This is a genomic window from Cryobacterium sp. TMT2-17-1 (assembly GCF_004402765.1).
In the GTDB taxonomy this organism is placed as follows: Bacteria; Actinomycetota; Actinomycetes; order Actinomycetales; family Microbacteriaceae; genus Cryobacterium; species Cryobacterium sandaracinum.
On the sequence record NZ_SOGC01000040.1, the window covers coordinates 60,595 to 84,858 of the forward strand.

A 24,264-nucleotide genomic window follows, 5' to 3' on the forward strand; every position below is an offset into this window, starting at 1 on the left:
TGGTGTCACTCCTTCAGAGCGGTTTGTGCTGCGGGACGCGCAGAATCACGGAAAACGGGCGCTACGGCAGCAACGGCGCCGTACGCAGATTCATCAAGTCTACGACCTCGCGCGCCGCTTCGCCCACGTCGTGGTTTACGACCCGATAATCGAACTCCCCCTGGGCGGCCAATTCGAGTTTGGCCGTCTCGAGCCGGCGGGCCTGTTCGGCGGGCGCCTCGGTGTCCCGGCCGATCAGCCGGCGCACCAGTTCGTCCCAGCTCGGCGGAAGCAGGAAGACCAGTCTGGCCTCCGGCATGGCCCGGCGAACGGCCCGGGCTCCTTGGATGTCGATCTCGAGGAGCACGCTGTGACCCTCGTTCAAGGCCTCCGTGACTGGACCCCGCGGGGTGCCGTAGCGGTGCGCGTTGTGCACGGTCGCCCACTCGAGCAGGTCGCCGGCCGCGACCATCCGGTCGAATTCGGCGTCGTCGACGAAGAAGTAGCTCACGCCCGCGGTCTCGCCTGGGCGAGGTGCCCGGGTCGTGGCCGACACCGACAGGTGCACGCCCGGGTGATGCTGACGGATGTGCGCCGCGACGGTTCCCTTGCCGACCGCGGTGGGACCGGCCAGCACGACAAGCTTCGCGGAGGAATCGCCGCGCCTCGCGACGGTGCGCGTGGTGAGAAAATCTCGCAACCGATCGCGTTGGTGCTTGCCCAGCCCCCCCAATCGCTTCGACGGCGAGATCTCAAGCCGCCCCATGATTCGGTGCATCTTGGTGACGCCGATCGCCGGAATGCTGATCAGGAACTCGGTCACCCGCAGGCGCCCTTCGACGCCGTCCGGGCTCTCGGTCGCGGCGGACAACACGTCGAGCGCGCTACGTTTTCCCTGCGCAATCTGGCTTTTAACTGCGGCGCGTGCGCGGCGAGCCGCCACGGCGGCGCGCGAGGCGGCAACCCGATCGACGTCGGGTGGGGTGGGGCGATTCTCAGCCACGGGCAGCTCCTGCTTCAACTACTCGGCGCGCAATCGCTTGTTTGATTCGGTCGGGGCCGACCTCTAGAACGCTGCGCGATTCACTCACGATAACGCCTTCCGCGTACCCCCCGTACAAGTTCTTCAGATCGGCGACCTGCGCGCCCTGGTGGCCGAAGCCGGGAGCGAGGATGGGGGTGAGACCGCGGGCGGGCGCCACGGAGAGGTCCAGTCCGAACGTGGCCAGGTCCAGTGTGGCGCCGAGCACCACCCCGACCGAGCCGAGAGAGGAAGCCCCGGACCGGGCATTCCGCTCGGTCACAGCGCCGAAGACGGATTGGGCGACGCTTTGGCCGGTCTGATTCCCCTCGGCGATCACGGCCCGCTGAAGCGCCGCCGCCTCGGGGTTCGAGGTGGCGGCCAGCACAAAGATCCCCTTGCCGGTCTGGGCTGCAAGGCGGAACACCGGTTCCAGCGACCCGACGCCCATATACGCGTTCACGGTGATGGCGTCGACCTCCAGGGGGGACTCCTCGCTCAGCCAGGCCTGGCCGTACGCCTCCACGCTGGTACCGAGGTCGCCGCGCTTGACGTCCGCGATCGTGAGCAGTCCGGCGGCGCGGGCATCCGCCAGCACCCGTTCCAGGGCGAGGTACCCGGCGGAGCCGAAACGCTCGTAGAAGGCCACCTGGGGCTTCACCAGGCCGACCTGGCCGGCAGCGGCGGCCACGACCTGGCGGCCGAAAGACTCCGCCCCGGCGGCCGTGTCCGGCAGACCCCAGTCGATCAGGAGCCAGGTGTGCGGGTCGATGCCGACGCAGACTTGTCCCCGGACCGAGAAGACATCACCCAGCCGGTCGCCGAAGGCGGCCGGTGCGGCCGGGCCGACCGCTGCGGTCGACCCGTCCTGTTCGTGCGCGCGGCTCACAGGGCCGCCGTCCGGGTGAGGGCGTAGTCCTGCAGCGAGGTCACCTCGAAGCCGCCGCGAATCGCGTCGATCGAGGCCACTGCGGCGCTCAACTCGGCGATGGTGGTGAACAGCGGCAGGTCCGCGGCGACCGCGGCCGCGCGGATCTCGTAGCCGTCGGCTCGGGCGGTGCGACCGCCGGGGGTGTTGATGACGATCTGCACCTCTTCGCGGCGGATCAGTTCCACGATCGACACGTCCGCCTCGTCGGCCTTCTCACTGAACTTGGTGACGATGGCGGCGCGGATGCCGTTGCGTTGCAGAACTTCGGCGGTCCCCTCCGTGGCGGTGATCGAGTAGCCGAGCTGCTGGAGGCGCAGCATGGGCAGGATGATCGCGCGCTTGTCCCGGTCGGAGACCGACACGAACACGGTGCCGGTGAGCGGGATTCCGCCGTAGGCGGCGAGCTGGCTCTTGGCGAAGGCCCGCGGGAAGTCGCGGTCGATGCCCATGACCTCACCGGTTGAGCGCATCTCCGGGCCGAGCACGGAGTCCACGACGAGACCCTCGGGCGTGCGGAACCGGTTGAACGGCAGCACGGCTTCCTTCACGGCGACCGGAGCATCCATCGGCACCCGCGAGCCGTCGATCAGAGGTAGCTTGCCCTCGGCCTTGAGTTCGGCGATGGTCTTGCCGACCATGATCAGCGCGGCGGCCTTGGCCAAGGTGATGCCAAGGGCCTTGGCCACGAACGGTACCGTACGCGAGGCGCGCGGGTTCGCTTCGAGCACGTAGAGCACGCCGGCGCCGATCGCGAACTGCACGTTGAGCAGGCCGCGCACGCCGATGCCGCGGGCGATGCCCAGCGTCGCCTCGCGCACGCGGTCGATCTCCGCACGGCCGAGGGTGACCGGAGGCAGGGTGCAGCTCGAGTCGCCGGAGTGGATCCCGGCCTCCTCGATATGCTCCATCACGCCGCCGATGTAGAGCTCGGTGCCGTCGTAGATGGCGTCCACGTCGATCTCGATGGCGTCGTCGAGAAACCGGTCCACGAGCAGCGGATGCGACGGGCCGATGATGCCCTGTCCGGCCATCCGGTTGAAGTAGTCGGCCAACGCTGCGGAGTCGTAGACGATCTCCATGCCGCGGCCGCCGAGCACGTAGCTCGGGCGCACGAGCACGGGATAGCCGATCTCCTCGGCAACGACCACAGCGCCGGCGTAGTCGGTGGCGACGCCGTTGCGGGGGGCGAGCAGGCCGGCCTGGTCGAGGATGCCGGAGAAAAGTCCGCGCTCCTCCGCCAGGTCGATGGCCTCCGGGGTGGTGCCGAGTATCGGGATGCCCTCGGCCTCGAGGCCCTTGGCGAGGCCGAGCGCGGTCTGGCCTCCCAGCTGCACGACCACGCCGACGAGCTCGCCGCTCTGGCTTTCTGCGTGAATGACCTCGAGCACGTCCTCGAGGGTGAGCGGCTCGAAGTAGAGCCGGTCGGAGGTGTCGTAGTCGGTCGAGACCGTCTCCGGGTTGCAGTTGATCATGATGGTCTCGTAGCCAGCCTCGGAGAGGGCAAACGAGGCGTGCACGCAGGAGTAGTCGAACTCGACGCCCTGGCCGATGCGGTTCGGGCCGGAGCCGATGATGACGACCTTTTTGCGGTCACTGGGCACGACCTCGGTCTCCTGGTCGTAGCTGGAGTAGTGGTACGGCGTGAGTGCGGGGAACTCCCCCGCGCACGTGTCGACGGTCTTGAAGACCGGGCGCACGCCGAGGATGTGGCGCACCGTGCGCACATCCGCTTCGCCGAAGCCGCGAAGCTCGCCGATCTGGGCGTCGGAGAAGCCGTGGTCTTTGGCGGTGCGGAGGATGTCTGTGTCGAGGCGCTCGGCGGCGGCGATCTCGTCCGCGATCTCGTTGATCAGCACGATCTGGTCGATGAACCACGGGTCGATCTTGGTGGCGTCGAAAACCTGCTCGGTGGTGGCACCCTTGCGGAGCGCCTGCTGCACGGTGACGATCCGGCCGTCGGTGGGTACTTCGGCGACCGTGAGCAACTCGTCGACCGTGCGGGTCTCGGCTCCCCAGTGGAACGACGAACCGCGCTTCTCGAGCGAGCGGAGCGCCTTCTGCAGCGCGGAGGCGTAACTGCGGCCGATGGCCATCGCCTCGCCCACGGACTTCATGGTGGTGGTCAGACGCTGGTCGGCGGCGGGAAACTTCTCGAACGCGAACCGGGGCACCTTGACCACGACGTAGTCGAGGGTGGGTTCAAAGCTGGCCGGGGTGACACCGGTGATGTCGTTCGGGATCTCGTCGAGCCGGTATCCGAGCGCGAGCTTCGCGGCGATTTTGGCGATCGGGAAGCCCGTCGCCTTGCTCGCCAGGGCGGAGGAGCGGGACACGCGTGGGTTCATCTCGATCACGATGATGCGACCGTCGGCCGGGTTGATCGCGAACTGGATGTTGCAGCCGCCGGTGTCCACTCCCACGGCGCGGATGATGTCGATGCTGATGTCGCGCAACTTCTGGTACTCACGGTCGGTCAGGGTCAGCGCCGGGGCGACGGTGATCGAGTCGCCGGTGTGTACGCCGACCGGGTCGACGTTCTCGATCGAGCACACGACGACCGTGTTGTCGGCCGTGTCGCGCATCATCTCGAGCTCGAATTCCTTCCAGCCGAGGATGGATTCCTCGAGCAGGACCTCGCTGGTGGGGCTCTGGTGCAGCCCGTCGCCGACGATGCGGCGCAGTTCCGGCTCGGTGTAGGCGAAGCCGGAGCCGAGGCCGCCCATGGTGAAGGAGGGGCGCACGACGAGCGGGTAGCCGAGGTCCTCGGCGAAGCCGACGGCCTCCTCGACCGTGTGGGCGATGTAGGACCGGGCGACGCCGGCGCCCGTGTCCAGCACCAGTTGCTTGAAGATCTGGCGGTCCTCACCCTTCTGGATGGCGTCGAAGGAGGCACCGATGAGTTCGACGTCGTACCTGGCCAGGATGCCGCGCTCGTGAAGCTGGATGGCGGCGTTCAGCGCTGTCTGCCCGCCGAGGGTCGGCAGAATCGCGTCGGGGCGTTCCTTGGCGATGATCGTCTCGAGGATCTCCGGGGTGATCGGCTCGATGTAGGTGGCGTCGGCGAAGTCGGGGTCGGTCATGATCGTGGCCGGGTTGGAGTTGACCAGGATGACCCTGACCCCCTCGGCCCGCAGCACCCGGCAGGCCTGAGTTCCGGAATAGTCGAACTCGCAGGCCTGGCCGATCACGATCGGACCCGATCCGATGACGAGAACGCTGTTGATGTCGTCGCGCTTGGGCATTACTTGGCGTCTCCTGCTCCGGTGGCCGCACGATGCGCGACCACCACATCCCTGAACCGATCGAAAAGGTACTCGGCGTCGTGTGGGCCGGCCGCCGACTCCGGGTGGTACTGCACCGAGAAAGCGGGGATATCGAGGCAGCGGATGCCCTCGACCACCTGGTCGTTGAGGCTGTAGTGGCTCACCTCCACCCGGCCGAAGCCGGTGCGGGACTCATGCACTCCCTCGATGGGCATGTCCACGGCGAACCCGTGGTTCTGCGAGGTGATTTCCACCCGGCCGGTGGTCTTGTCGAGCACGGGCTGGTTGATTCCCCGGTGCCCGAAGGGCAGCTTGTAGGTGCGGAAGCCGAGGGCGCGGCCGAGCAGCTGGTTGCCGAAGCAGATCCCGAAGTAGGGCACACCGGCTCGCAGCACCTCCTGTAGGAGGTTCACGTGTAGGTCGGAGGCTGCCGGGTCGCCGGGGCCGTTGGAGAAGAACAGGGCCGACGGGGTGAGGGACAGCACGTGCTCGGCGGTGACCGACTGGGGCAGCACCAGCACCTCGAAGCCGCGCGCGGCGAGGTGGCCCAGGGTGGAGGTCTTGACCCCGAGGTCGAGCACGGCGACCGAGCCGATGCGCTCGCCCTGCGCGGGCACCGAGAACGGTTCGACCGTGGAGACCTCATCGGACAGGTTGCGGCCACGCATGCCGGCGCCGGCACGCACCAGCTCGAGCTGCTCGCCATCGGAGAGGCCGAAACGGTCGCCGGAGAAGATCCCGCTCTTCATGGCCCCGGACGAGCGGATGTGACGGGTGATCGCACGCGTGTCGACACCGCTGATCCCGACCACTCCCCCGCCCGTCAGGTCGTCATCGAGGCTGCGGGTGGACCGGAAGTTGGAGGCCATGCGGGCAGGCTCGCGCACGACGAAGCCGGAGACCCAGATGCGGCGGGATTCCATGTCCTCGTCGTTGGCACCCGTGTTGCCGATGTGCGGCGCCGTCATCAGCACGATCTGCCCGGCGTAGGACGGGTCGGTGAGGGTCTCCTGGTAGCCGGTCATGCCGGTGGCGAAGACGATCTCGCCGAGGGTCTGCCCCACGCTGCCGTAGGAACGGCCTTCGTAGCGGCGGCCGTCCTCGAGTACGAGCACGGCAGGAGTCGGTCGGTCGGGGGTCGTTGCGTTGCTCACGCTACGCCTCGCTTTCATCGCGCGCGGCCGGGCGCCGGGCGTCGGCCGCAATGGTTCGAATGGCGTCGTTCACGCTGACGCGGTCGGATGGGTCAAGGATTCGGAAATAGCTGTCGACGATCTGTCTGTCGGCGCCGGGCAGCCGCCAGCCGAGCAGCAGCAGGCCGTCGGTCTCGACGGCGCGGTCGATTGCCACGGTGGCGTCTTCCAGCACGGCGATGGCCGAGGCAGGGATGAACACCGCCTCCTCGCCGGCCAGGGCCAGGATCAGACCCGCGTCGGTCACGGTCAGGCGGGCCCGGGCCCGGAAACCCAGGCCAGGGATGTTCAGGCGTTCGAGCGGCTGGGCGCGGAGGGTCGTGGCGACGTAGAACACGGCGGCGGAGGCCAGCTCTAGTGCCGCGTCGACGGGCAGCGGGTAGCCGGCCGGCAGGGCGGCGTCCCGGCGGCTGCGGCCCCGCCAGCTGCGCAGCATGAGGCCGAGCAGGCCAAGCAGCACGGCGACGGTGATGACGGTGGCGATGGTCCTAGCCATGGGTTCGCTCCTCGAGTGCCGCGATCTCGTCGGCGGGCCGCAGCGCACCGTCCAGAACCGTGGCGTAGCCCCGGTGGAATGTGGCCAGCACCCGACCCGGCAGGGTCATCGCCAGGTAGGGCGAGTTGGCGCTCCTGCCGGCCAGGTTGCCGCGCTCGAAGACGCGGCTCGCGGCGGGATCGTAGAGGGTGAGCTCGGCGGGAGCCCCGACGAGCAGACCCTGGCCCTGGCCGGCGAGCCGGCCGATCCGGGCGGGGCTGCTGGAAAGCACGCGAGCGATGTCCGTCCAGTCGAGCAGCCCGGTGTTGACGACGGCCGCGTGCACCACGGAGAGGGCGGATTCGAGGCCGACCATGCCGTTCGCCGCGGCGTCCCACTCGCAGTCCTTCGCCTCGACCGGGTGCGGGGCGTGGTCGGTGGCGACGATGTCGATGGTGCCGTCGGCGAGGCCGGCGCGCAGGGCTTCGACGTCTTCGCGGCGGCGGAGCGGCGGGTTGACTTTGAACCGGGCGTCGTAGCCGACGACCAAGTCCTCGGTGAGCAGCAGGTGGTGCGGGGTGGCCTCGGCGGTCACCTGGATGCCGCGGGCCTTGGCCCAGCGGATGACGTCGACCGAGCCGGCCGTCGACACGTGGCACACGTGCAGACGCGACCCGACGTGCTCGGCGAGCAGCACATCGCGGGCGATGATCGACTCCTCGGCGACCGCGGGCCAGCCGACCATCCCGAGTTCGCTTGAGAGTGCCCCCTCGTTCATCTGCGCCTTCTCGGTCAGGCGCGGTTCCTGGGAGTGCTGGGCGACAACGCCGTCGAACGCCTTCACGTACTCGAGGGCCCGGCGCATCAACAGCGGGTCGGAGACGCAGAAGCCGTCGTCGGAGAAGACCCGAACCCGGGCACGACTGGTGGCCATGGCGCCCAGTTCGGCCAGGCGCTCCCCCGCAAGCCCGACGGTGACGGCGCCGATCGGCTGCACGGTGACATAGCCGGCGCGCTCACCGAGGGCGAGAACCTGGTCGACGACGCCGGCGGTGTCCTGCACGGGCGAGGTGTTGGCCATCGCAAACACGCTGGTGAAGCCGCCCACGGCCGCGGCCTGACTGCCGGTCAGGATGGTTTCACTCTGTTCGAAGCCCGGTTCGCGCAGGTGCGTGTGCAGGTCGACCAGGCCGGGCAGAGCGATCAGGCCGGCCGCGTCGACGACGGTTGCGCCGGCACCAGAAAGCCCGGAACCGATCTCCACAATCTTGCCGTCGGCGAGGACAAGGTCAGCGCGGGTGCCGTCCGCGAGTGTCGCACCTCGAATCAGGTACGGCGTGCTGGCCGCGCTGTCGCTGGACATCTATGAATCCTCCCGATCGCCGGACAACAGCAGGTACAGTGCCGCCATCCGCACTGAAACCCCGTTTGCGACCTGTTCGCGCACGGTTGAGCCGGCCGAATCGGCCGCCGCTGAAGATATTTCCAAGCCGCGATTCATGGGGCCGGGGTGCATCACAATGGTAGTCGGGGCCAGACGGCCGAAGCGCTCATCGTCCAGGCCCCAGCGGCGCGAGTACTCGCGGCTGTTCGGGAAGAAAGCGGCGTCCATGCGTTCCTGCTGGATGCGCAGCATCATCACCACGTCGGGCCCGGCGTCGATGGCCGCGTCCAGGTCGAAGCCCGACTCGGCCGGCCAACCGCTCATGTCCATCGGCAGCAGGGTGGGCGGAGCGATCAGGCTCACGTGCGCGCCGAGCGTGGTGAGCAGCCAGAGGTTCGAGCGGGCCACCCGGGAGTGCAGGATGTCACCGACGATGGTGACCGTGACGCCGTCCAGGCCCCGACCGCGCGCGGCACCCTGGTGCAGCCGACGACGGATGGTGAACGCGTCCAGCAGCGCCTGGGTCGGATGCTCATGGGTGCCGTCGCCCGCGTTGATGATGCCGGCGTCGATCCAGCCGCTTTCGGCCAGCACGTGGGGTGCCCCGGAGGCCGGATGGCGGATGACGACCCCGTCGGCACCCATCGCGGCGAGGGTTTGAGCGGTGTCCTTGAGGCTTTCGCCCTTCGACACGCTCGAGCCCTTGGCGCTGAAGTTGATCACGTCCGCGCTCAGCCGTTTCGCGGCGGCCTCGAAGGAGATCCGGGTCCGCGTCGAATCCTCGAAGAACAGGTTGACCACGGTCTTGCCGCGCAGGGTGGGCAGCTTCTTCACCTCGCGGTTGGCGACATCAGCCATGTCCTCGGCGATGTCGAGCAGCAGGATCGCCTCGTCGCGACTCATGCCCTTGGTCGAGAGGAGGTGCCTCATCACGCGACCCCCTCGTCAGCGCCTTCGAGGGGTCCGCCGTCGATGCTGACGAACTCGTCGCCGTCGACCTCGAGCAGGTGCAGGTTGATGCGTTCCGCGGTGGAGCTGGGCAGGTTCTTGCCCACGAAGTCGGCCCGGATCGGCAGTTCGCGGTGGCCGCGGTCCACGAGCACGGCCAGGCGCACGACGGTCGGCCGCCCGTGGTCGCCGAGTGCGTCGAGGGCGGCGCGGATGGTGCGGCCCGAGTAGAGCACATCGTCAACGAGCACCACCGTGACGCCGTCGACGCTGCCGGGCACCAGGGTGCGGGTCGGCGTGCGGGTGCGGGTGTGGCCGAGGTCATCGCGGTACATGGTGACGTCGAGGGAGCCGACCCGGACATCCGTCGCCGTGGGCTCGATGCGCGCGATGGTCTCGGCGATGCGCCGGGCCAGAACGACCCCGCGAGTGGGGATGCCGAGGATCACAAGGTTCTCGGCGCCTCGATTGGACTCCAGGATCTCGTGGGAGATCCGAGTCAACGCTCGAGCGATATCAGCCTGGTTCAACACGGTGCGTGCCATCAACCCGACCTCCTTCCCCGCCTCACCGGACGGCTGTTAAAGGATGTCATTTCCGGGTTTTACACTAGCACCCGACGCGGGCTCCCTCGTGCTGGGCCTAACCGCCCCCCAGGGGCGCCGAAGTGGCTGCCGACCTTGATTGGTTGCCGGCCCCAGGCGAGGGAGGACGACGCCATGTCGCCCCATGGCAGCGAGAAGAACATCGAGAGGTCCCCGGGCCCATCCCCGTCCGCGTCCGAGGTGAGCGCCCCGGCCGTCAGCAGCCAGCGTTGGGCATTCACGGACCTCGACGTCATCCTGCAGCTGCAGGGACCACCCCTATGCGCCCGGCCTGGCCATCCTTCATCGCCGGCACCGTTGCCGGCATCACGGTCTCCACCTGAGACCTTCGCGGCTGAGCTCAGCCGACCGAGTTGCTGCTGAGGAAGTCCAGGAATTCCGCCGGGTCGGTCAGTCCGCCGTCGTAGACCCTGCCGTTGACGAGCACGGTCGGCGTGCCCCGGATCCGGGTGATCTCGGCATCCGCAATCACGCCGTTCAGGGCTTGCTCGGTGTTGGCCCGGGACCAGGCCTGGTACTCGCCGGCCGCGAGGCAGTCGTCGATGTCGACGGGGTTGTCGACGAGGGCCGCAAGCTCCGGATCGCCGAGCCCCACGGTGTTCTCGGCGGGCTGGTTCGCAAACAGGGCCGCCTGGTAGGCGAGCAGGTTCTCCGGGTTGAGGGTGGCCTGGCAGGTAAGCGCGGCGGATGCCCTGGTCGAGTAGGACGTTCCCTGCGAGACCCGGTCGAGGAAAGTGAGCGAGTGCAGCCGCAGGGTGATGGTCCCGTCAGAGGCGAAGGCAGCCAGCTCGCCGCCGTTCGTCTCCTCGAACTGCCGGCAGTACGGGCACATCGGGTCGAAGTAGACGTCGACGAGCGCGGCGCCGGTGCCGACCGACAGGTAGCCGTCGTCGAAGTGGGCCGCACCGACGGTGCCGGTGGGCAGGGCTTCCTGCGACGCATCCCCGTTCGCCTCATCCGCCTGCGGCTCGCTCGTGGACGAACTCCACGGCTGGTCGCCCACGGCTCCGTTCACGGCCGCCGCGATGAGCGGAATCACGGTCGCGGTGACGACGAGGGCGATCACGAGCGCCAGGGTGGTGGCGGCGATGCCCACGTAGCCGAGAACGAGCCCGGTGATCGCCAGACCTCGGCCGCCCTCATGGGTGCGCCTGATCTGCCCCAGGGCGAGGTGCCCGGTGATCACGGCCGCCAGGGACACGAAGAACGCCGACACCAGGGAGATGATCGCCAGTGTGTTCGTCTTCGGCGCCGCCGGGAAGGGCGACTGTCCGTAGGCGGGCGGATACGGCTCCGGGGCGCGGGGCGGGGCGGGCTCGGTGTTGGTCATGCGTTCCCCCCCTGGCAGAACGGATTACGCGGATGGTGCGGTCTGGGCGATGCGCCCGAGGAGTCCGTTCACGAATCCGGCCGAGTCATCCGTCGACAGGATTTTGGCGGCCTCGACCGCCTCGTCGATGGCGACAGCGTGCGGGACGGCGTCGTTGAAGAGGATCTCCCAGATGCCGATGCGCAGGATGGCGCGGTCGAGGACGGGCATGCGAGCCAGCGTCCAGCCCTGCGAGTACGTCTCGATGAGTTCGTCGATCTCCTCGCGGTGATCCACGACGCCGTCGATGATGTCCCGGGCGTAGAGCCAGGAGGCCATCCGGGCCGGCTCGCTCGCAGCGCGCTGCGCCTCGAGGGCGAGCGACTCCGGGATGGTGCTCTGCCGCACGTCTGCGGCATACAGGATGTCGATCGCACGCTTGCGCGCCTTGGTCCGAGCGCTCACTAGTTGACGCGGCCCAGGTAGTCCCCGGTGCGGGTGTCGACCTTGACTCGGGTGCCCTGCTCGAGGAACAGGGGAACCTGGATCTGGAAGCCCGTTTCGACGGTGGCGGGCTTGGTGCCGCCGGTTGAGCGGTCGCCCTGAAGGCCCGGCTCGGTGTAGGTGATTTCGAGAACGACGGAGGCCGGCAGCTCGACGTAGAGGGGGTTGCCGTTGTGCAGGGCGATCGTCACGTTCTGGTTCTCGAGCATGAAGTTGACGGCGTCGCCCACAACGACGGCCGGAACGTGCAGCTGATCGAAATCGGACACGTCCATGAAGACGTAGGAGTCGCCGTCCGCGTACAGGTACTGGAAGTCCTGGCGGTCGACGTTCTCGGTCTCGATCTTGGCGCCGGCGTTGAAGGTGCGGTCGACGGTCTTGCCCGTCACGACGTTCTTCAGCTTGGTGCGGACGAAGGCGCCGCCCTTGCCCGGCTTGACGTGCTGGAAATCGGTGACTGCCCACAGCTGGCCATCGATGTTGAGCACGACGCCATTCCGGATATCGGCGGTTGATGCCATGAAAATGTGTTCCGTTCACTGGGTTCAATTAGAAAGGTGCGCGGCCGAATCGGCCATCATCGAGTGTAGTTGCCCGCAGCCCGCGCACCAAAGGCGCGAGACCCGGCCGGTCAGGCGGTTGCCGGCACCGACCTCGCGATGAAGTCCAGGGCCAGACGGTAGGAATCGAAGCCGAACCCGGCGATCACCCCGGTGGCCACGGCGCTGACGACGCTCGTGTGGCGGAACGTTTCCCGGGCGTGCGGGTTGGACAGGTGCACCTCGACCAGGGTGACGCCGGCCTTCGTCACGAGAGCGGCGGCATCCCGCAGCGCGTAGCTGTAGTGCGTGAACGCCGCCGGGTTCAGGATGACGGGGATGCGCTCGTCGACGGCCTCGTACAGCCAGTGGATGAGCTCGGCCTCGTCATCCGTCTGGCGCACGTCGACCGTCGTCCCCGCCGGGGCGGCCCGCGTCAGCATCGCGCGCAGCTGATCGAGATCGGCCGACCCGTAAACGTCGGGTTCGCGACTGCCGAGCCGCCCCAGGTTCGGGCCGTTCAGAACGAGAACTGTACTCATTCCCACAGCCTAAGGGAGTACGCGGGCGCCGAAGGCCAGGGCAGGATCAGGGCAGGATCGGCCCGACCGAGATCATCACGCAGTACACCAGGATCATCACCAGCGAGTAGCGGAACATCCGCCTGGCCCAGGCGGCGGGATCGGCGGCGCGCAGGCCGATGACACCCAGCCAGATCCAGTAAGCGCCGAGCACGCCCATGACCGCCGTATAGACGTAGCCCACGTAGCCGAATACCGACAAGAGGAGCGTGGAGACAACGAATCCGACCGTGTAGACGAGGATCTGAACTGTGGTGTTCGGGACGCCCCGCACCACGGAAATGACGGGCACGCCGGCACGGGCGTATTCGTCGTGGCGGTAGATGGCGATGGAGTAGAACTCGGGCATCTGCCAGAGGAACACGGCCAGGAAGGCGAGCACGGCTGCGATGTCGATGGCGCCGGTGACGGCGACGTAGCCGGCCAGAATGGGCGCTGCGCCCGAGACGCTGCCGACCAGGGTGCCGTGGATCGACATGCGCTTGGACAGCATGCCGTAGAGCACGACATAGACGAGGAAGCCGACCAGGCCGACGGCGACGACGAGCCAGTTCGTCCAGGCGATGAGCGTCGCCATGCCGAAAACGAACAGCAGGCTTGAGAAGGTGACCGCGTTCCGCACGCCGATGCGGCCGGTGACCGTGGCCCGCTTCTTCGTGCGTTCCATCACCGTGTCGATGTCGCGGTCGAGTACGTTGTTGAGCACGGTGGCCGAAGCAATCACGAGCGTGGTGCCCAGGCAGAGAGCCGCAAACAGGAAAAGATCCACCTGGCCCCGGGCCGCGAGTAGAAAGCCCGCCGCGGCTGTCAACGCGTTGCCGTAGAGAACGCCGGGTTTGGTCAGGGAGTAGTACAGCGTGACCGTGTCACGGATGCCCGTGCCGTCGGCCCGGCCGGCGAGAGCCCCGTCGGTGCCGTCCACCCGATTGCGAACGAAGAATGGTACGCGCGCAGTCATGCGGTAAGGGGTCCCATCGGGTCGTCGGTCGTGATCAATCATATGCCGCCGAATCTGTGCACGACCCGTGCCGGCCGACATCACACTGGCGCGCGTCGCGGCGCCTCTATCCGGCGCTGATCCAGGGCGGTAGGGTGTCGAAGCCGGTCGTTTGGTCGGCGCCAGGCCAAGAACAAGGGTGTGACATGGCCGGAAGATTCACCATCTATCGGGACCAGTCGGGCCGCTACCGATTCTGTTTCTCCGCGGACAACGGGCAGAGCATCCCGTCGCCGGAGACCTATTGCACGGAGGACGAGGCCCGGAAAATGGTTGACTCTCTGCGCTTCAACGTCAGCCCACGCAGCCGCCCCACGCACTGAGGCCAGCGCCTGTCTCCGAACCGTCATCCCCGTGGCGACAGGGGTGCAACCGCGTTCTACTCACCCTGGCCTTGCAGTCGCCCTGCATCGGTCGAATTGGCCCACCACGCGTCACGTCAGGGGAGAAATTGACAGACCACGAAAGCGCGGGTCGTCGGCCCCGCGCCGCCTGGCGAGGATCTGCGTCCGGTAGCGCCAACGCCCGCACACCACGGAGGCGTCGCGTCCTCCGAAACCTCCTCGTCATCCTGGCCAGCGCCCTGGTCGTCTCGTTTCTGACCGAGGCCTTCCTGATCCGCACGTTCTACATCCCGACCGGATCGATGCAGGACACCCTGCAGATCGACGACCGCATTATCGTGAACGAGCTCGTCCCCGACGTCGTCGACATCGATCGCGGCGACATCGTCGTTTTCAGGGATCCCGGCGGATGGCTCGGTCCGGTCGCTCCGGCCCCGATCGAGGCAGGGAACACCGTTGTCGACGGCATCCAGTGGCTCGCCGCTGAGGCCGGCCTCCGGGTTCCGGATTCCGATGACCACCTCGTGAAACGCGTCATCGGCCTCCCCGGCGACGATGTGGCCTGTTGCGACGCGGCGGGCAGCACCACCGTCAACGGCGAGCCGATCACCGAGCCCTACCTCAAGCTGCCGCCCGGGGCCATCCGAACGTCGGAGTACGACTTTTCCGTGACCGTGCCGGCCGGCGGTCTCTGGGTCGAGGGCGACAACCGTTACAACTCGGCGGACAGCCGGCTGCACACAGACACACCCGGCAACGGATTCGTGCCCGTCTCCCATGTGGTCGGCCGGGCGTTCGTGATCAACTGGCCGCTCAGCCACTGGTCCTGGCTCGGCGGCTGACCCGCCGCCCCGACACCGCCCCCGCCGATCCCGTTCCCGCCCCCGCCCCCGCCCCCGCCCCAATACCAGACCCCCAGTCTCGGGCGAATTCGACGGAGATTTTGGCCCCACGCGTCCCAAACCGGCCAAACCGTGCCAGATTGCGCAAAATCTCCGTCGAATTCGTTCGTTCCATTCGGCCGCGCTGCGTGGGACTACGTCGGCGAAAAAGCGCCCTCTGGCCAGAGTCGCACAAGCCGGATACGACGAGACGACGAGTCAAAAGCAGATGCCAGCGCTGGCACCCTCGAGTGCCTCCCGGCGCGAGAGCACCGGCATCCGTTGGCGCGCTCCCCAGCGCTTCCCGACGCTCCGCAACGCCCTGGAACGTCGTGGCGTGCCCCGCGGCCTGACCACGGGATCGGTTGCCTCCGCGGTCGTCCTCTTTCTCGGCGCGTTCAGGCAGCCCTGCGCCGCTAGCGAGGAGGCGCGTTCACCCTGGGCGGCCGGCCCTGGGCCAGGAGGGCCGCCGGGGACTCTCCGGCGGACGACCAGGGACCCTCCCAGCCGATCACGGCGAAAGCCGAGGTCGGCAGGGACACGGTCGTGCCGGCGAGAGCGGTGGCCAGATCCTCGAGGCCGGGATTGTGGCCCACCAGGACGACGGTGTGCATGGTGCCCGGCAGCGCCCGAACAATGCTCTGCAGTTCGCCGGCCGAGGTGGCATACACCGCATGTTCGACACGGATCGGCGGAGTGCTCTCGAACTCGGCCGCCACGAGGTCCCAGGTGGCCCGCGCGCGCTCCGCCGGTGACACGACCGCGAGATCGATGCGGTAGCCGCTGTGGGACAGCCACGCTCCGGTGAGCGGCGCCTGCCGTACCCCACGTTTTGCCAGCGGCCGGTCGACGTCGGCCTGGCCGCCCGCCCAGTCCGACTTGGCGTGCCGCAACAGGATCAGGGTGCGTTCAGGCATCGCCCGGCCCCGCGCCCACCCGGCCGGCAACACAGACGTTGACACTTTCCAATCGCTCACCGCTGATCATCATCCTGTCAGTCTGCCACTGCATCCACGACGGTGGCCGGGAGTTCGCAGACGCCCTCGTCGTGGGCGACGAACATGCCCGTGATGCGCACCACTTTGCCGAAGGATTCGGCGAGTTCCCGGGCCCAGGCCTGGTCGGGCGCGGTCAGCGCCGCGGTGCCCGGTCGCTCGAGGGTGAGGATGACGCTGCCGCACGGGCCGTGCTCGGACAAGAGCCGACCGACCGCCGCGGCCATGACGGCGGCACCGCCGGGTTTCGGACGGAGCGGGATGTCGTCGACGGGAATCAGCAGGGGAATCTGCCGCCCGCAGGCGTCGAGCAGCATGAACCAGAGCTGGCGGCTAATCGCGTGGCCGACGAGGTCGGCCACCCGGTCTCGCGCCTGCTCGGTCGTGGTCACTGGGGCAGCGTCTTCGACGCGCAGAGGGGTTGTCATGCCACCCAGACTGGACGCGCGGACATCCGTCGCGGTCCCCGTCCACAGGGCCGGGCTCGGGAGGGAGCGGTGGAGGAGAGTGAACTCGACGGCGTCGCTCAGGGAGTCATCGTAGATCGGCTTCTGCAGCACCGCCCGGCTGGGCGCGGTGCACACCTCGCCCTGGTTGAACGCGAAGAGCACGAACCCTTCCAGGGCCTTGTCGTAGAACGCATCCTTCTCTTGGGCGACGTCGCCGAAGAAGATGTTGGGGCTCTTTCTGCCGAGCTTCATGGTCGACGGGATGATATTGGAGCTCGCGTACTGCATGATCCGACGCCCGGTCGAGGTCTCTCCCATGAACGCGATCTTGCGGATACGGTTGGACGACGCGAGCGGCTTGCCGGCCTCGATGCCGAAACCGTTGACGACGTTGAGCCCTCCCGTCGGCAGCACATCGCCGATCAGTTCGTTCAGCACGAGGATCGACACCGGGGTCTGATCGGCCGGCTTCAGCACGATCGCGTTGCCGGCGGCCAGGGCCGGGGCCAGCTTCCAGACGGCCATCAGGAGTGGGAAGTCCCACGGGATGATCTGCCCGACGACGCCGAGCGGCTCGTGGAACTGGTCGGAGACCATGTCGCCGCCCAGCTCGGCGTGGTCGCCATCCTAGGCGCGGATGGCGGCAGCGAAATAGCGGAAGTCGTCGGAACAGAGCGGGATATCCGCGTTCAACGTCTCGCGCACCGGCTTGCCGTTCTCCCAGGTCTCGTCGACCGAGAGCAGGTCGAGGTTCGCACCGATGATGTCGGCGATCTTCTTGAGCACGGCCGCGCGCTCGGTCGACGAGGTCTTGCCCCACACCGGCGCTGCACTATGCGCGGCGTCCTGGGCCAGTTCGATATCCTCCGCGGTGCCGCGGGCCACCTCGGCGAACGGCTTCCGGTTGACGGGTGAGATGTCTTCGAAGTGCTGGCCCCTGACGGGCTTGACCCACTCGCCGCCGATCCAGTTCTCGTAGCGGGGCTTGAAGGTGACGAGGGCGCCCGGTGTTCCGGGGTTGGAATAGACGGTCATGATGTCTCCTCGTCGACGACGTCGTCGGTGTGGAACCGCGGGACGCGGACCTGGACCTTGATCCGAGGAAGGAGAACGTTGCTTCAGCGTTGCGGGATATTGCGGGCGGGGCCGCGGAGCCGTCGCGGCGCAACTCGTCCGCGATCCGGTTCAACCGGGCGACCACGGATGCCCGCTTCGGCGACCGCGCCGGCAGCAGTTCGAGGCACGCGCGCCAGACCTCAGCGTCGTAGGTCGCCTCGTCGGTGCGGGCGTACTCCAGCAGGAGTTCGGCGGACGCGTCGCTGAGCATGGCCTGCCGCAGTCGCGCAGAGATCCCGGCGCGGATCTGGACGATTCCCGGCGCGGTCGAGCTCGGTAGCACGGGCCCCCGGTAGGCCCCCAACGCCACCCGGTGCGTGCCGGGCTCCAGGGATGCCAGCACGCGCTGGGCGTCCAGTTCGACGGATGTCTCGAGCCGGTAGGGCCGGGAGGCGATGCCGCCACGGGGGCTGGTCTGCTACAGCACCCCGCGCAGCCGCACCATCTCGGCACGCAGGTTGTCGACCGCGTTGGTTTGGTCGGTGAGCAGCAGCGAGAGCCGGTCGTTGGATGCGCAGTTCCGCTTCCAGGGCCGCGACGGCCGCCGCCACGAGCGGGAGAGTCTGCGGGGCCACCGCCTCGTCGCCGCCCGTGATGTCGATGACGCCGAGGATGGAGCCGGAATGCGGGTCGGGGATGCGCACGGCCGTGCAACTCCACGGATGCGCCAACTGGTTGAAATACTCGGCCCGCTGAATCTGGATTCCGTGATCGAGGGCCAGGGCCGTGCCCGGCGCGCTCGTGCCGACCCGGCGCTCGGACCAGTCCGACCCCTCGACGAACAGCATCCCCTCCGTCTTACTCCGCACGGTTCGGTCACCGTCGATCCAGAGCGGGCGACCGAACTCGTCACCGATGGCCACGATCAGGCCGGAGTGAAAGGCGTGCCGGATGAGCAGGTTGTGCACGACCGGGAGCACGGCGGCCAGCGGATGCCGGTCGCGCAGCTCGTCGGAGCTGAGTTCGTGTTAGTGAACGAGCCTCAGCGAATCAAGGCTGAGGGCGAGCGACCGTTGCCAGGACTCCTGCACCAGCTTGCGCACGCCCGGACCGACGAACCGTTCCGTGACTGCCGCCTCCTGGGCCGCCGTCAGGTCCGCGAAGTCTCCGCCTCCGCTCTCGCCGGCCGCACGGACGATCCACGGACTCGTCCTGAAGCCTCCGAACAGCTTCGGTCAGCGGCGACCGGCTGCGCCGGTCTGGGAATCAGTCTGGGCCCACGGATGCGGCGCGAATGGTTAGGAGCCGATCTCCTGGTAGGCGGCGAACAACAACGACGAGTCCGGTCCTTCGAGCACGGTCGGCTTCCCGATGTCGTCGAGCACGATGAATCGCAGCATGCCGCTGCGGGTCTTCTTGTCGCGCTGCATGGTGGCGAGCAGGGTGCTCCAGCGGCCGACCGGATAGGTGGTGGGCAGGGTGAGCGATTCGAGGATGCGACGGTGCCGGTCGACGGCCTCGTCCGAGAGCCGGCCGCTCAGCCGGGCGACCTCCGCCGCGAACATCATGCCGACGGCAACGGCCGCCCCGTGCCGCCAGCCATAGCGTTCGGCGTGCTCGACGGCGTGGCCGAGGGTGTGCCCGTAGTTCAGAATCTCACGCAGACCGGACTCCCTGAAGTCTTCCCCCACGACCCGGGCCTTCATCCCGATCGCGAGTTCGAGCACGCGCCGGAACTGCGGGGTGTGCGGGTCGGTGACGGCCGTGACATCCGCTTCGACGATGTCCAGGATCTCGGGCAGCTGGATGAACCCGGCCTTCACGATCTCGGCGAAGCCGGCCAGGATCTCGTTACGCGGCAGGTCGTCGAGCACGTCCAAATCGCAGATGACGGCGGCGGGCGCGTAGAAGGTGCCGACAAGGTTCTTGCCCTCGGCGGTGTTGATGCCGTTCTTGCCGCCGACGGCGGCGTCGACCATGCCGAGCACGCTGGTCGGGATCTGCACCAGGCGCACGCCACGGAGCCAGGTCGCGGCGACGAAGCCGGCCAGGTCGGTGACGGCGCCGCCGCCGAAGCCGATCACGGCATCCGTACGACTGAAGTCGGCCTGACCCATGACCTGCCAGCAGAACGCGGCCACCTCGACGCGCTTGGCAGCCTCGGCGTCGGGCACCTCGGCGATCAGCACCTCGAATCTGCCGAGCAGGCTCTCGCGCAGGGCGACGGCGCGGGCGCCCAGGTGTGAGGTGTGCACGATGAGCACCTTCGCCACCTTCGGGCCGAGCTGTTCGACGACGTCGTCGACGAGGCCGCGACCGATCAGAACGGGGTAGCTGTCGGCGCCGGCAACCGTGATAACGGTGGTGGCGGGCTCGGTGGAATCAGGCACAGGTGCTCCGGTCATGATCTTTTCTTGGTCCATTTCACGACGTCATCAGCGATGGCGCCCAGGGGACGGTGCGAGGTGTCGAAACGGATGCCGGCCAGCGCCTCATAGATCGGGCGCCGGAGGGCGTAGATGCGCTTCCAATCGGCGATTCCGCCCGTGAGCAGCGGCCGTTTCGCCCCGCCGATCCGGGCCCCGACGGCTCGAGCAGACACGCTCAGGTACACCACGGAGCACTCAGCAAGGTCGGCCTGAGTCTCCTCGTCGAGCACGGCTCCCCCGCCGAGCGAGACCACGGCCTGCTCGGTGAGGGCCTGCACCACGGCCTGGCGTTCGAGCACCCGGAAGTGCTCTTCACCGTGCTGCCCGAAGAGGTCCGTGATCGGCCCGTGCAGGGCGACGATCCGGTGGTCGGTGTCGATGAACGGCACATCGAGGGACTTCGCCACTTTCCGGCCGATCTTGGTCTTGCCGGCGGCCATGGGACCGATGAAGACGAGGGGCAGGATCGGATGCGTCGGCGCGGCCATTGTGATTCTCCGGCGCCTCTAAAGGGAAGCGTCGCTGGACGCGCCCGTCTGGAGATTCGCCGGCATTCCGGCCAGGTAGGAATCCAGGTTGCGGCGCGTCTCCACGATGGAGTCACCACCGAACTTCTCCAGGACCGAGTTGGCCAGCACCAGAGCGACCATGGCTTCCGCGACCACGCCGGCGGCCGGCACGGCACAGACATCCGACCGCTGGTGGTGCGCGGGGGCAGCCTCGCTCGTGGCCACGTCAACCGTGCGGAGGGCGCGCGGGATCGTGGAGATGGGCTTCATGCCGGCGCGCACGCGCAACACGGTTCCGGTGCTCATGCCGCCTTCGGTGCCGCCGGCCCGGTCGCTGACCCGCTGGATGCGACCGTCGGCCTGCACAAGCTCGTCGTGCGCCTCCGAGCCGCGCCGGGTGGTGGTCAGGAAACCGTCCCCGACCTCGACCCCCTTGATGGCCTGGATGCCCATCAGCGCGGCCGCCAGCTGCGAATCGAGGCGGCGATCCCAGTGCACGAACGAACCGAGTCCGGGAGGAAGGTTGTAGGCCAGCACCTCGACGACCCCGCCGAGGGTGTCGCCCTCCTTGTGGGCCAGGTCGACCTCGGCCACCATCCGGGCGGAGGTGACGGCGTCGAAGCAGCGCAGCGGGTCGGCGTCGAGGGCGTCGACGTCGCCGGGTAGCGGTAGCGGGGCGTCGACGGGCACGCGAACCGGCCCGATCGACAGGGTGTGGCTGACCAGGGTGATGCCGAGCTCGGCCAGGAACGACCGGGCGACGGCGCCGAGCGCGACGCGTGCCGCGGTCTCCCGGGCGCTGGCGCGCTCCAGTACCGGGCGGGCCTCGCCGAAGCCGTACTTCTGCATGCCGACCAGATCGGCGTGGCCGGGCCGGGGACGGGTCAGGGGGGCGCCGCGTCCGCGCGCGGACGTGGTCTCCACCGGTGCGGGACTCATCACCTCGGCCCACTTGGGCCATTCAGTGTTGCCGATCCGCAGGGCAACCGGTCCGCCCATGGTGAGGCCGTGGCGCACGCCGCCCGAGATGTTCAGTTCGTCCTGCTCGAACTTCTGGCGCGCGCCTCGGCCGTAGCCGAGTTTGCGGCGTGCCAAGTCGAGGCGGATCGCATCTAGAGTAACCGGGATTCCAGCGGGCAAACCCTCGACAATGGCGATGAGTTCGGGGCCGTGGGACTCTCCGGCGGTGAGCCAACGAAGCATGACCACTATCCTGTCACAGCCTTCCCGGTCAGGGCGCCGCGCATGGCGTGCAGCACCACGTCCTCATTCGGGAGCGGCTCGAACGGGTTGCCGGAGACGAAGATGCGCACCTGGATCAGGGCCTGGTGCAGCAGCATCCCCTCTCCGGACACCGCGGTGCCGCCCACCGACGACCAGGACCGGGCGAGGGCGCTGGGCCAGGGGGAATAGCTGACGTCGAACAGGAGCGCCTGCCGGCGCAGCCCGGCGGGAAACTCGGCGCCCGGGTCGCTGCCCCCGGGCAGGGTGCTGATCACCAGCTCGCTGACGCGGGCAGGGTCGGGCAGGTCGGTGAGCGGGTATACCCGTACCACGACCCCGAGGCTCTGCCCCAGTTCGACCAGATCGGCCGCCTTCGCCGGGGTACGCACGAGCACGTCGACCAGCTCCGCGCCCAGCTCAGCCGCGGCGACCAGGGCGGATGCCGCGGTGGCGCCGGCGCCGAGCAGGCACACGTGCACCGCGCGGCGCACTCCGGCTTCGGCAAGGGCACGCACCAGGCCGGTGACGTCCGTGTTGAAACCCTGCAACGTTCGCCTGCCGTCGGCTTCACCGAACAGCACCGTGTTGACGGAGCCGGTCTGAGCGGCGACCCGGTCGATGCCGTCGAGCTGCGCCTGGACCTCGTGCTTGAGGGGCATCGTGAGGGAGAGGCCGCGCCAGTCTGCGCCCCGGGACGCGAGGAAGTCCGGCAGTCCGCCCGCCGGCACCCGCACGGCGTCGTAGCGCCAGTCCAGGCCGAGCGCCTGGTACGCGGCCCGGTGCAGTGCCGGGGAGAGGGAATGCTCGACGGGCGAGCCCAGCACCGCGAGACGGCGCACGCGGGCAGAGTCACGGGCGGGGGCCGGCACGGATGCTTCGGGCTCAACCATATTCGGGGTGCTCGTCCATCCAGGCCAGCCATTTGTTCACGGCGGCGTCGTGCTCCGCGATCGTGGTGGAGAAGATCGTCTCCCCCGTGTCGAGGTTCCAGGACACGAAGTACAGCCAGGTGCCGTCGGCGGGGTTCACGGCGGCGTCGATCGCGATGTCGCCGGGGTTCGAGATCGGCCCCACGGGAAGCCCGGGGTGCACATAGGTGTTGTAGGCGTTGGCGGCGTCGGCGCGTTCGGCATCCGTTGTCTTCACCCGGTCGGTCGCCCCGGTCCCGTAGGCCACGGTAGCGTCGGACTGCAGGAGCCCGCTCTGCCACTTTGCCGGGTCGAGCCGGTTCAGGAACACGCGCGAAACCTTGTAGAAATCCTCCGTGAGCCCCGCTTCGCGTTGGATCAGGGCCGCGACAACGATGGTCTTCCAGCGGTTCTCGGGCGCGACCTCGGCAGCGTCGAGAGCCTCGAACTGTCGGTCGACGAGCGTGCGGATGGCCTCGGGCGCCGTGGTCTCCGGGGGGAACGTGTAGGTGGCCGGGAACAGGAACCCCTCGAGGGTGGTTGCCTCGCCCGGCAGGCCGTAGGGCTCGACGTCGGCGGCCGCGGCCTCGAGATCGACCAAGGGAATGCTGGTGCCCTCGCTGATCAGCTGGAGCACCGAGGCGGTCGTGGTTCCCTCGGGTATCACCACGGTCTGTTCGAGCTTGTTTTCCGGGTCGAGCAGGGCGTCGAGGGCGGCACGGCCGCTCATCTTGCCGGCCAAACGATAGGCGCCGGGCTGGAAGACGGGTGCCGGGCTCTCCGCGCGGAGCACCTCGTAGAACGCGTCGTAGCTCTTCACCACGTCCTGGGCGAGGAGGGAGTTCGCGACGTCCTGACCGGTTTCACCGTCGTGGATCATCACGATGACCTCGTCGCCTCCGGCGCCGTCGTAGTCCGCCGGGCCCTGCACCATGCCGATCACGGTACCGATCGGCTCCTGGAGCAGGAGGGCGGCGGCACCGGCGAGTCCGGCCAGGATCAGGAAGACGATCAGGCAGCCCCAGGCGCCCCGGCGGCCCCTCTTCTGCGGCACCGGAGCGGAGTCCAGCAGGGCGCGACGACTGGACCGGGTGCCTTCGCCCCGTGACTCACGGATGGCCCGACGCGAACTGAGGGGGTCCGCCGGGTCGATGGGGCTTGTCGGGTCGCCCGGCTCGGCCGGGGCTCCGGTGCTGTCGGCGGGAGGCGGTGTCATCGTTGAGGCTGCCCTTCATTCGGTGCGGCAGCTGGCGGGGACCCGGCTGGAAACTGGTCGCGCACGAGATCGACGGCGGTGCCGGCGGGTGTGCCCAGGGTGCGTTCGGTGTCGAGGGCATGCTGGAGGATGATGACCGCGGCGACTTGGTCGATCACGGGTTTTTGGGTTTTGGCCTTCCGCCCCGCGGAGCGCAGGGCCGACTGCGCCGCGACGGTGGAAAGGCGCTCATCGACCAGGCGAACCGGAACGGTCAGGGACCGGGCCAGCAGCTCGGCGAACCCCACCGCATCGTTGGTCGACGCCGTGCGGTTGCCGGAGAGCGCGAGCGGCAGCCCGACCACCACCTCAACGGCGTCGAGCTCGGCCACCACGGCCACGATCCGGGCCACGTCCAGGCTGCCGGAGTGGTCGCGGCCCACGGTCTCGACCGGGATTGCCAGCAGGCCGTGCGCGTCGCTGCGGGCCAGGCCGATCCGGGCTTTCCCGACGTCGACTCCCACCCGCACACCGTGACGCATGGT

The 24,264-nt window shown here is 68.6% G+C and carries 22 protein-coding genes and 1 pseudogene; 2 read left to right on the plus strand and 21 right to left on the minus strand.

The genetic code is table 11. The features are described from left to right. Positions 1–61 precede the first annotated feature (61 nt). From gmk to cyoE, 13 genes are all read right to left on the minus strand, one after another. The gene (gmk, locus tag E3O47_RS11735; RefSeq protein WP_134342458.1) at positions 62–982 is read right to left on the minus strand and encodes a guanylate kinase; all 921 of its coding nucleotides are present in this window, start codon (positions 980–982) and stop codon (positions 62–64) included. Further along, positions 975–1,889: an orotidine-5'-phosphate decarboxylase gene (gene pyrF / locus E3O47_RS11740; RefSeq protein ID WP_198418030.1), complete on the minus strand. Its 915-nt coding sequence runs from the start codon at positions 1,887–1,889 to the stop codon at positions 975–977. Before pyrF ends, gmk begins: the two co-directional genes overlap by 8 nt. Then, positions 1,886–5,173 carry a carbamoyl-phosphate synthase large subunit gene (carB, locus tag E3O47_RS11745; RefSeq protein WP_104100517.1) on the minus strand — a complete coding sequence of 1,096 codons (3,288 nt, stop codon included), beginning with the start codon at positions 5,171–5,173 and terminating at the stop codon, positions 1,886–1,888. Before carB ends, pyrF begins: the two co-directional genes overlap by 4 nt. Continuing rightward, entirely contained in the window at positions 5,173–6,348 is a 1,176-nt protein-coding gene (gene carA / locus E3O47_RS11750) for a glutamine-hydrolyzing carbamoyl-phosphate synthase small subunit (RefSeq protein WP_233191353.1), read from the minus strand. The genes carB and carA overlap by 1 nt, the downstream gene beginning before the upstream one ends. Before the next feature lies 1 nt (position 6,349). Further along, positions 6,350–6,883 carry a hypothetical protein gene (locus E3O47_RS11755; RefSeq protein WP_104194880.1) on the minus strand — a complete coding sequence of 178 codons (534 nt, stop codon included), beginning with the start codon at positions 6,881–6,883 and terminating at the stop codon, positions 6,350–6,352. Further along, positions 6,876–8,225: a dihydroorotase gene (locus E3O47_RS11760; RefSeq protein ID WP_134420603.1), complete on the minus strand. Its 1,350-nt coding sequence runs from the start codon at positions 8,223–8,225 to the stop codon at positions 6,876–6,878. The genes E3O47_RS11755 and E3O47_RS11760 overlap by 8 nt, the downstream gene beginning before the upstream one ends. Next, positions 8,226–9,176, minus strand: a complete 951-nt coding sequence (locus E3O47_RS11765; protein ID WP_104171013.1) for an aspartate carbamoyltransferase catalytic subunit — start codon at positions 9,174–9,176, stop codon at positions 8,226–8,228. Then, positions 9,176–9,742, minus strand: a complete 567-nt coding sequence (gene pyrR, locus E3O47_RS11770; RefSeq protein WP_134371539.1) for a bifunctional pyr operon transcriptional regulator/uracil phosphoribosyltransferase PyrR — start codon at positions 9,740–9,742, stop codon at positions 9,176–9,178. Before pyrR ends, E3O47_RS11765 begins: the two co-directional genes overlap by 1 nt. A 397-nt stretch (positions 9,743–10,139) precedes the next feature. Next, complete coding sequence (locus tag E3O47_RS11775) at positions 10,140–11,129, minus strand: DUF4190 domain-containing protein (RefSeq protein WP_134420605.1); 990 nt, start codon at positions 11,127–11,129, stop codon at positions 10,140–10,142. Positions 11,130–11,153: 24 nt separating this feature from the next. Then, a complete protein-coding gene (gene nusB / locus E3O47_RS11780) occupies positions 11,154–11,573 on the minus strand; it encodes a transcription antitermination factor NusB (RefSeq protein WP_104100510.1) in 420 nt (139 codons plus the stop codon). Then, entirely contained in the window at positions 11,573–12,133 is a 561-nt protein-coding gene (efp, locus tag E3O47_RS11785) for an elongation factor P (protein ID WP_104100509.1), read from the minus strand. Before efp ends, nusB begins: the two co-directional genes overlap by 1 nt. 110 nt (positions 12,134–12,243) lie before the next feature. Further along, positions 12,244–12,693, minus strand: a complete 450-nt coding sequence (locus E3O47_RS11790; RefSeq protein WP_104100508.1) for a type II 3-dehydroquinate dehydratase — start codon at positions 12,691–12,693, stop codon at positions 12,244–12,246. A 46-nt stretch (positions 12,694–12,739) separates the two neighbouring features. Beyond that, complete coding sequence (gene cyoE, locus E3O47_RS11795; RefSeq protein ID WP_166784712.1) at positions 12,740–13,690, minus strand: heme o synthase; 951 nt, start codon at positions 13,688–13,690, stop codon at positions 12,740–12,742. Positions 13,691–13,875: 185 nt separating this feature from the next. Between cyoE and E3O47_RS16030 the strand changes: the two genes are divergently transcribed. Together E3O47_RS16030 and lepB are read left to right on the plus strand one after the other, a co-directional pair. Continuing rightward, on the plus strand, positions 13,876–14,052 hold the full coding sequence (locus E3O47_RS16030; RefSeq protein WP_166785386.1) for a DUF1508 domain-containing protein: 177 nt from the start codon (positions 13,876–13,878) through the stop codon (positions 14,050–14,052). 128 nt (positions 14,053–14,180) lie between these two features. Next, positions 14,181–14,915 carry a signal peptidase I gene (gene lepB / locus E3O47_RS11805; protein ID WP_134400847.1) on the plus strand — a complete coding sequence of 245 codons (735 nt, stop codon included), beginning with the start codon at positions 14,181–14,183 and terminating at the stop codon, positions 14,913–14,915. A gap of 455 nt (positions 14,916–15,370) precedes the next feature. Here lepB and E3O47_RS11810 read toward each other — a convergent pair whose 3' ends face one another. The 8 genes and pseudogenes from E3O47_RS11810 to ruvX form a co-directional block, all read right to left on the minus strand. Continuing rightward, on the minus strand, positions 15,371–15,871 hold the full coding sequence (locus tag E3O47_RS11810; protein WP_134420611.1) for a histidine phosphatase family protein: 501 nt from the start codon (positions 15,869–15,871) through the stop codon (positions 15,371–15,373). A gap of 593 nt (positions 15,872–16,464) precedes the next feature. Then, a pseudogene (locus E3O47_RS16600) lies at positions 16,465–17,433 on the minus strand (aldehyde dehydrogenase family protein); the annotation flags it as partial. A gap of 1,319 nt (positions 17,434–18,752) precedes the next feature. Further along, complete coding sequence (gene aroB, locus E3O47_RS11820) at positions 18,753–19,859, minus strand: 3-dehydroquinate synthase (protein ID WP_104100503.1); 1,107 nt, start codon at positions 19,857–19,859, stop codon at positions 18,753–18,755. Further along, complete coding sequence (locus E3O47_RS11825; protein ID WP_174720172.1) at positions 19,856–20,371, minus strand: shikimate kinase; 516 nt, start codon at positions 20,369–20,371, stop codon at positions 19,856–19,858. Before E3O47_RS11825 ends, aroB begins: the two co-directional genes overlap by 4 nt. Before the next feature lie 18 nt (positions 20,372–20,389). Next, complete coding sequence (gene aroC, locus E3O47_RS11830; protein WP_104171053.1) at positions 20,390–21,595, minus strand: chorismate synthase; 1,206 nt, start codon at positions 21,593–21,595, stop codon at positions 20,390–20,392. A gap of 5 nt (positions 21,596–21,600) precedes the next feature. After that, a complete protein-coding gene (locus E3O47_RS11835; RefSeq protein WP_104100502.1) occupies positions 21,601–22,506 on the minus strand; it encodes a shikimate dehydrogenase in 906 nt (301 codons plus the stop codon). Beyond that, positions 22,499–23,740, minus strand: coding sequence for an endolytic transglycosylase MltG (gene mltG / locus E3O47_RS11840; protein ID WP_134420613.1), 1,242 nt, complete (start codon positions 23,738–23,740; stop codon positions 22,499–22,501). The genes E3O47_RS11835 and mltG overlap by 8 nt, the downstream gene beginning before the upstream one ends. Further along, positions 23,737–24,261 carry a Holliday junction resolvase RuvX gene (ruvX, locus tag E3O47_RS11845; protein WP_174722149.1) on the minus strand — a complete coding sequence of 175 codons (525 nt, stop codon included), beginning with the start codon at positions 24,259–24,261 and terminating at the stop codon, positions 23,737–23,739. Before ruvX ends, mltG begins: the two co-directional genes overlap by 4 nt. Positions 24,262–24,264: the final 3 nt, after the last annotated feature.

Excerpts from the sequence above, each read along its gene's own strand:
- carB (WP_104100517.1), bottom strand. The coding sequence starts at position 5,173 with ATGCCCAAGCGCGACGACATCAACAGCGTTCTCGTCATCGGATCGGGT.
- E3O47_RS11755 (WP_104194880.1), bottom strand. The coding sequence starts at position 6,883 with ATGGCTAGGACCATCGCCACCGTCATCACCGTCGCCGTGCTGCTTGGC.
- E3O47_RS11760 (WP_134420603.1), bottom strand. The coding sequence starts at position 8,225 with ATGTCCAGCGACAGCGCGGCCAGCACGCCGTACCTGATTCGAGGTGCG.
- E3O47_RS11765 (WP_104171013.1), bottom strand. The coding sequence starts at position 9,176 with ATGAGGCACCTCCTCTCGACCAAGGGCATGAGTCGCGACGAGGCGATC.
- E3O47_RS11775 (WP_134420605.1), bottom strand. The coding sequence starts at position 11,129 with ATGACCAACACCGAGCCCGCCCCGCCCCGCGCCCCGGAGCCGTATCCG.
- efp (WP_104100509.1), bottom strand. The coding sequence starts at position 12,133 with ATGGCATCAACCGCCGATATCCGGAATGGCGTCGTGCTCAACATCGAT.
- E3O47_RS11790 (WP_104100508.1), bottom strand. The coding sequence starts at position 12,693 with ATGAGTACAGTTCTCGTTCTGAACGGCCCGAACCTGGGGCGGCTCGGC.
- cyoE (WP_166784712.1), bottom strand. The coding sequence starts at position 13,690 with ATGACTGCGCGCGTACCATTCTTCGTTCGCAATCGGGTGGACGGCACC.
- E3O47_RS16030 (WP_166785386.1), top strand. The coding sequence starts at position 13,876 with ATGGCCGGAAGATTCACCATCTATCGGGACCAGTCGGGCCGCTACCGA.
- E3O47_RS11810 (WP_134420611.1), bottom strand. The coding sequence starts at position 15,871 with ATGCCTGAACGCACCCTGATCCTGTTGCGGCACGCCAAGTCGGACTGG.
- aroB (WP_104100503.1), bottom strand. The coding sequence starts at position 19,859 with ATGACCGGAGCACCTGTGCCTGATTCCACCGAGCCCGCCACCACCGTT.
- E3O47_RS11825 (WP_174720172.1), bottom strand. The coding sequence starts at position 20,371 with ATGGCCGCGCCGACGCATCCGATCCTGCCCCTCGTCTTCATCGGTCCC.
- aroC (WP_104171053.1), bottom strand. The coding sequence starts at position 21,595 with ATGCTTCGTTGGCTCACCGCCGGAGAGTCCCACGGCCCCGAACTCATC.
- E3O47_RS11835 (WP_104100502.1), bottom strand. The coding sequence starts at position 22,506 with ATGGTTGAGCCCGAAGCATCCGTGCCGGCCCCCGCCCGTGACTCTGCC.
- mltG (WP_134420613.1), bottom strand. The coding sequence starts at position 23,740 with ATGACACCGCCTCCCGCCGACAGCACCGGAGCCCCGGCCGAGCCGGGC.
- ruvX (WP_174722149.1), bottom strand. The coding sequence starts at position 24,261 with ATGCGTCACGGTGTGCGGGTGGGAGTCGACGTCGGGAAAGCCCGGATC.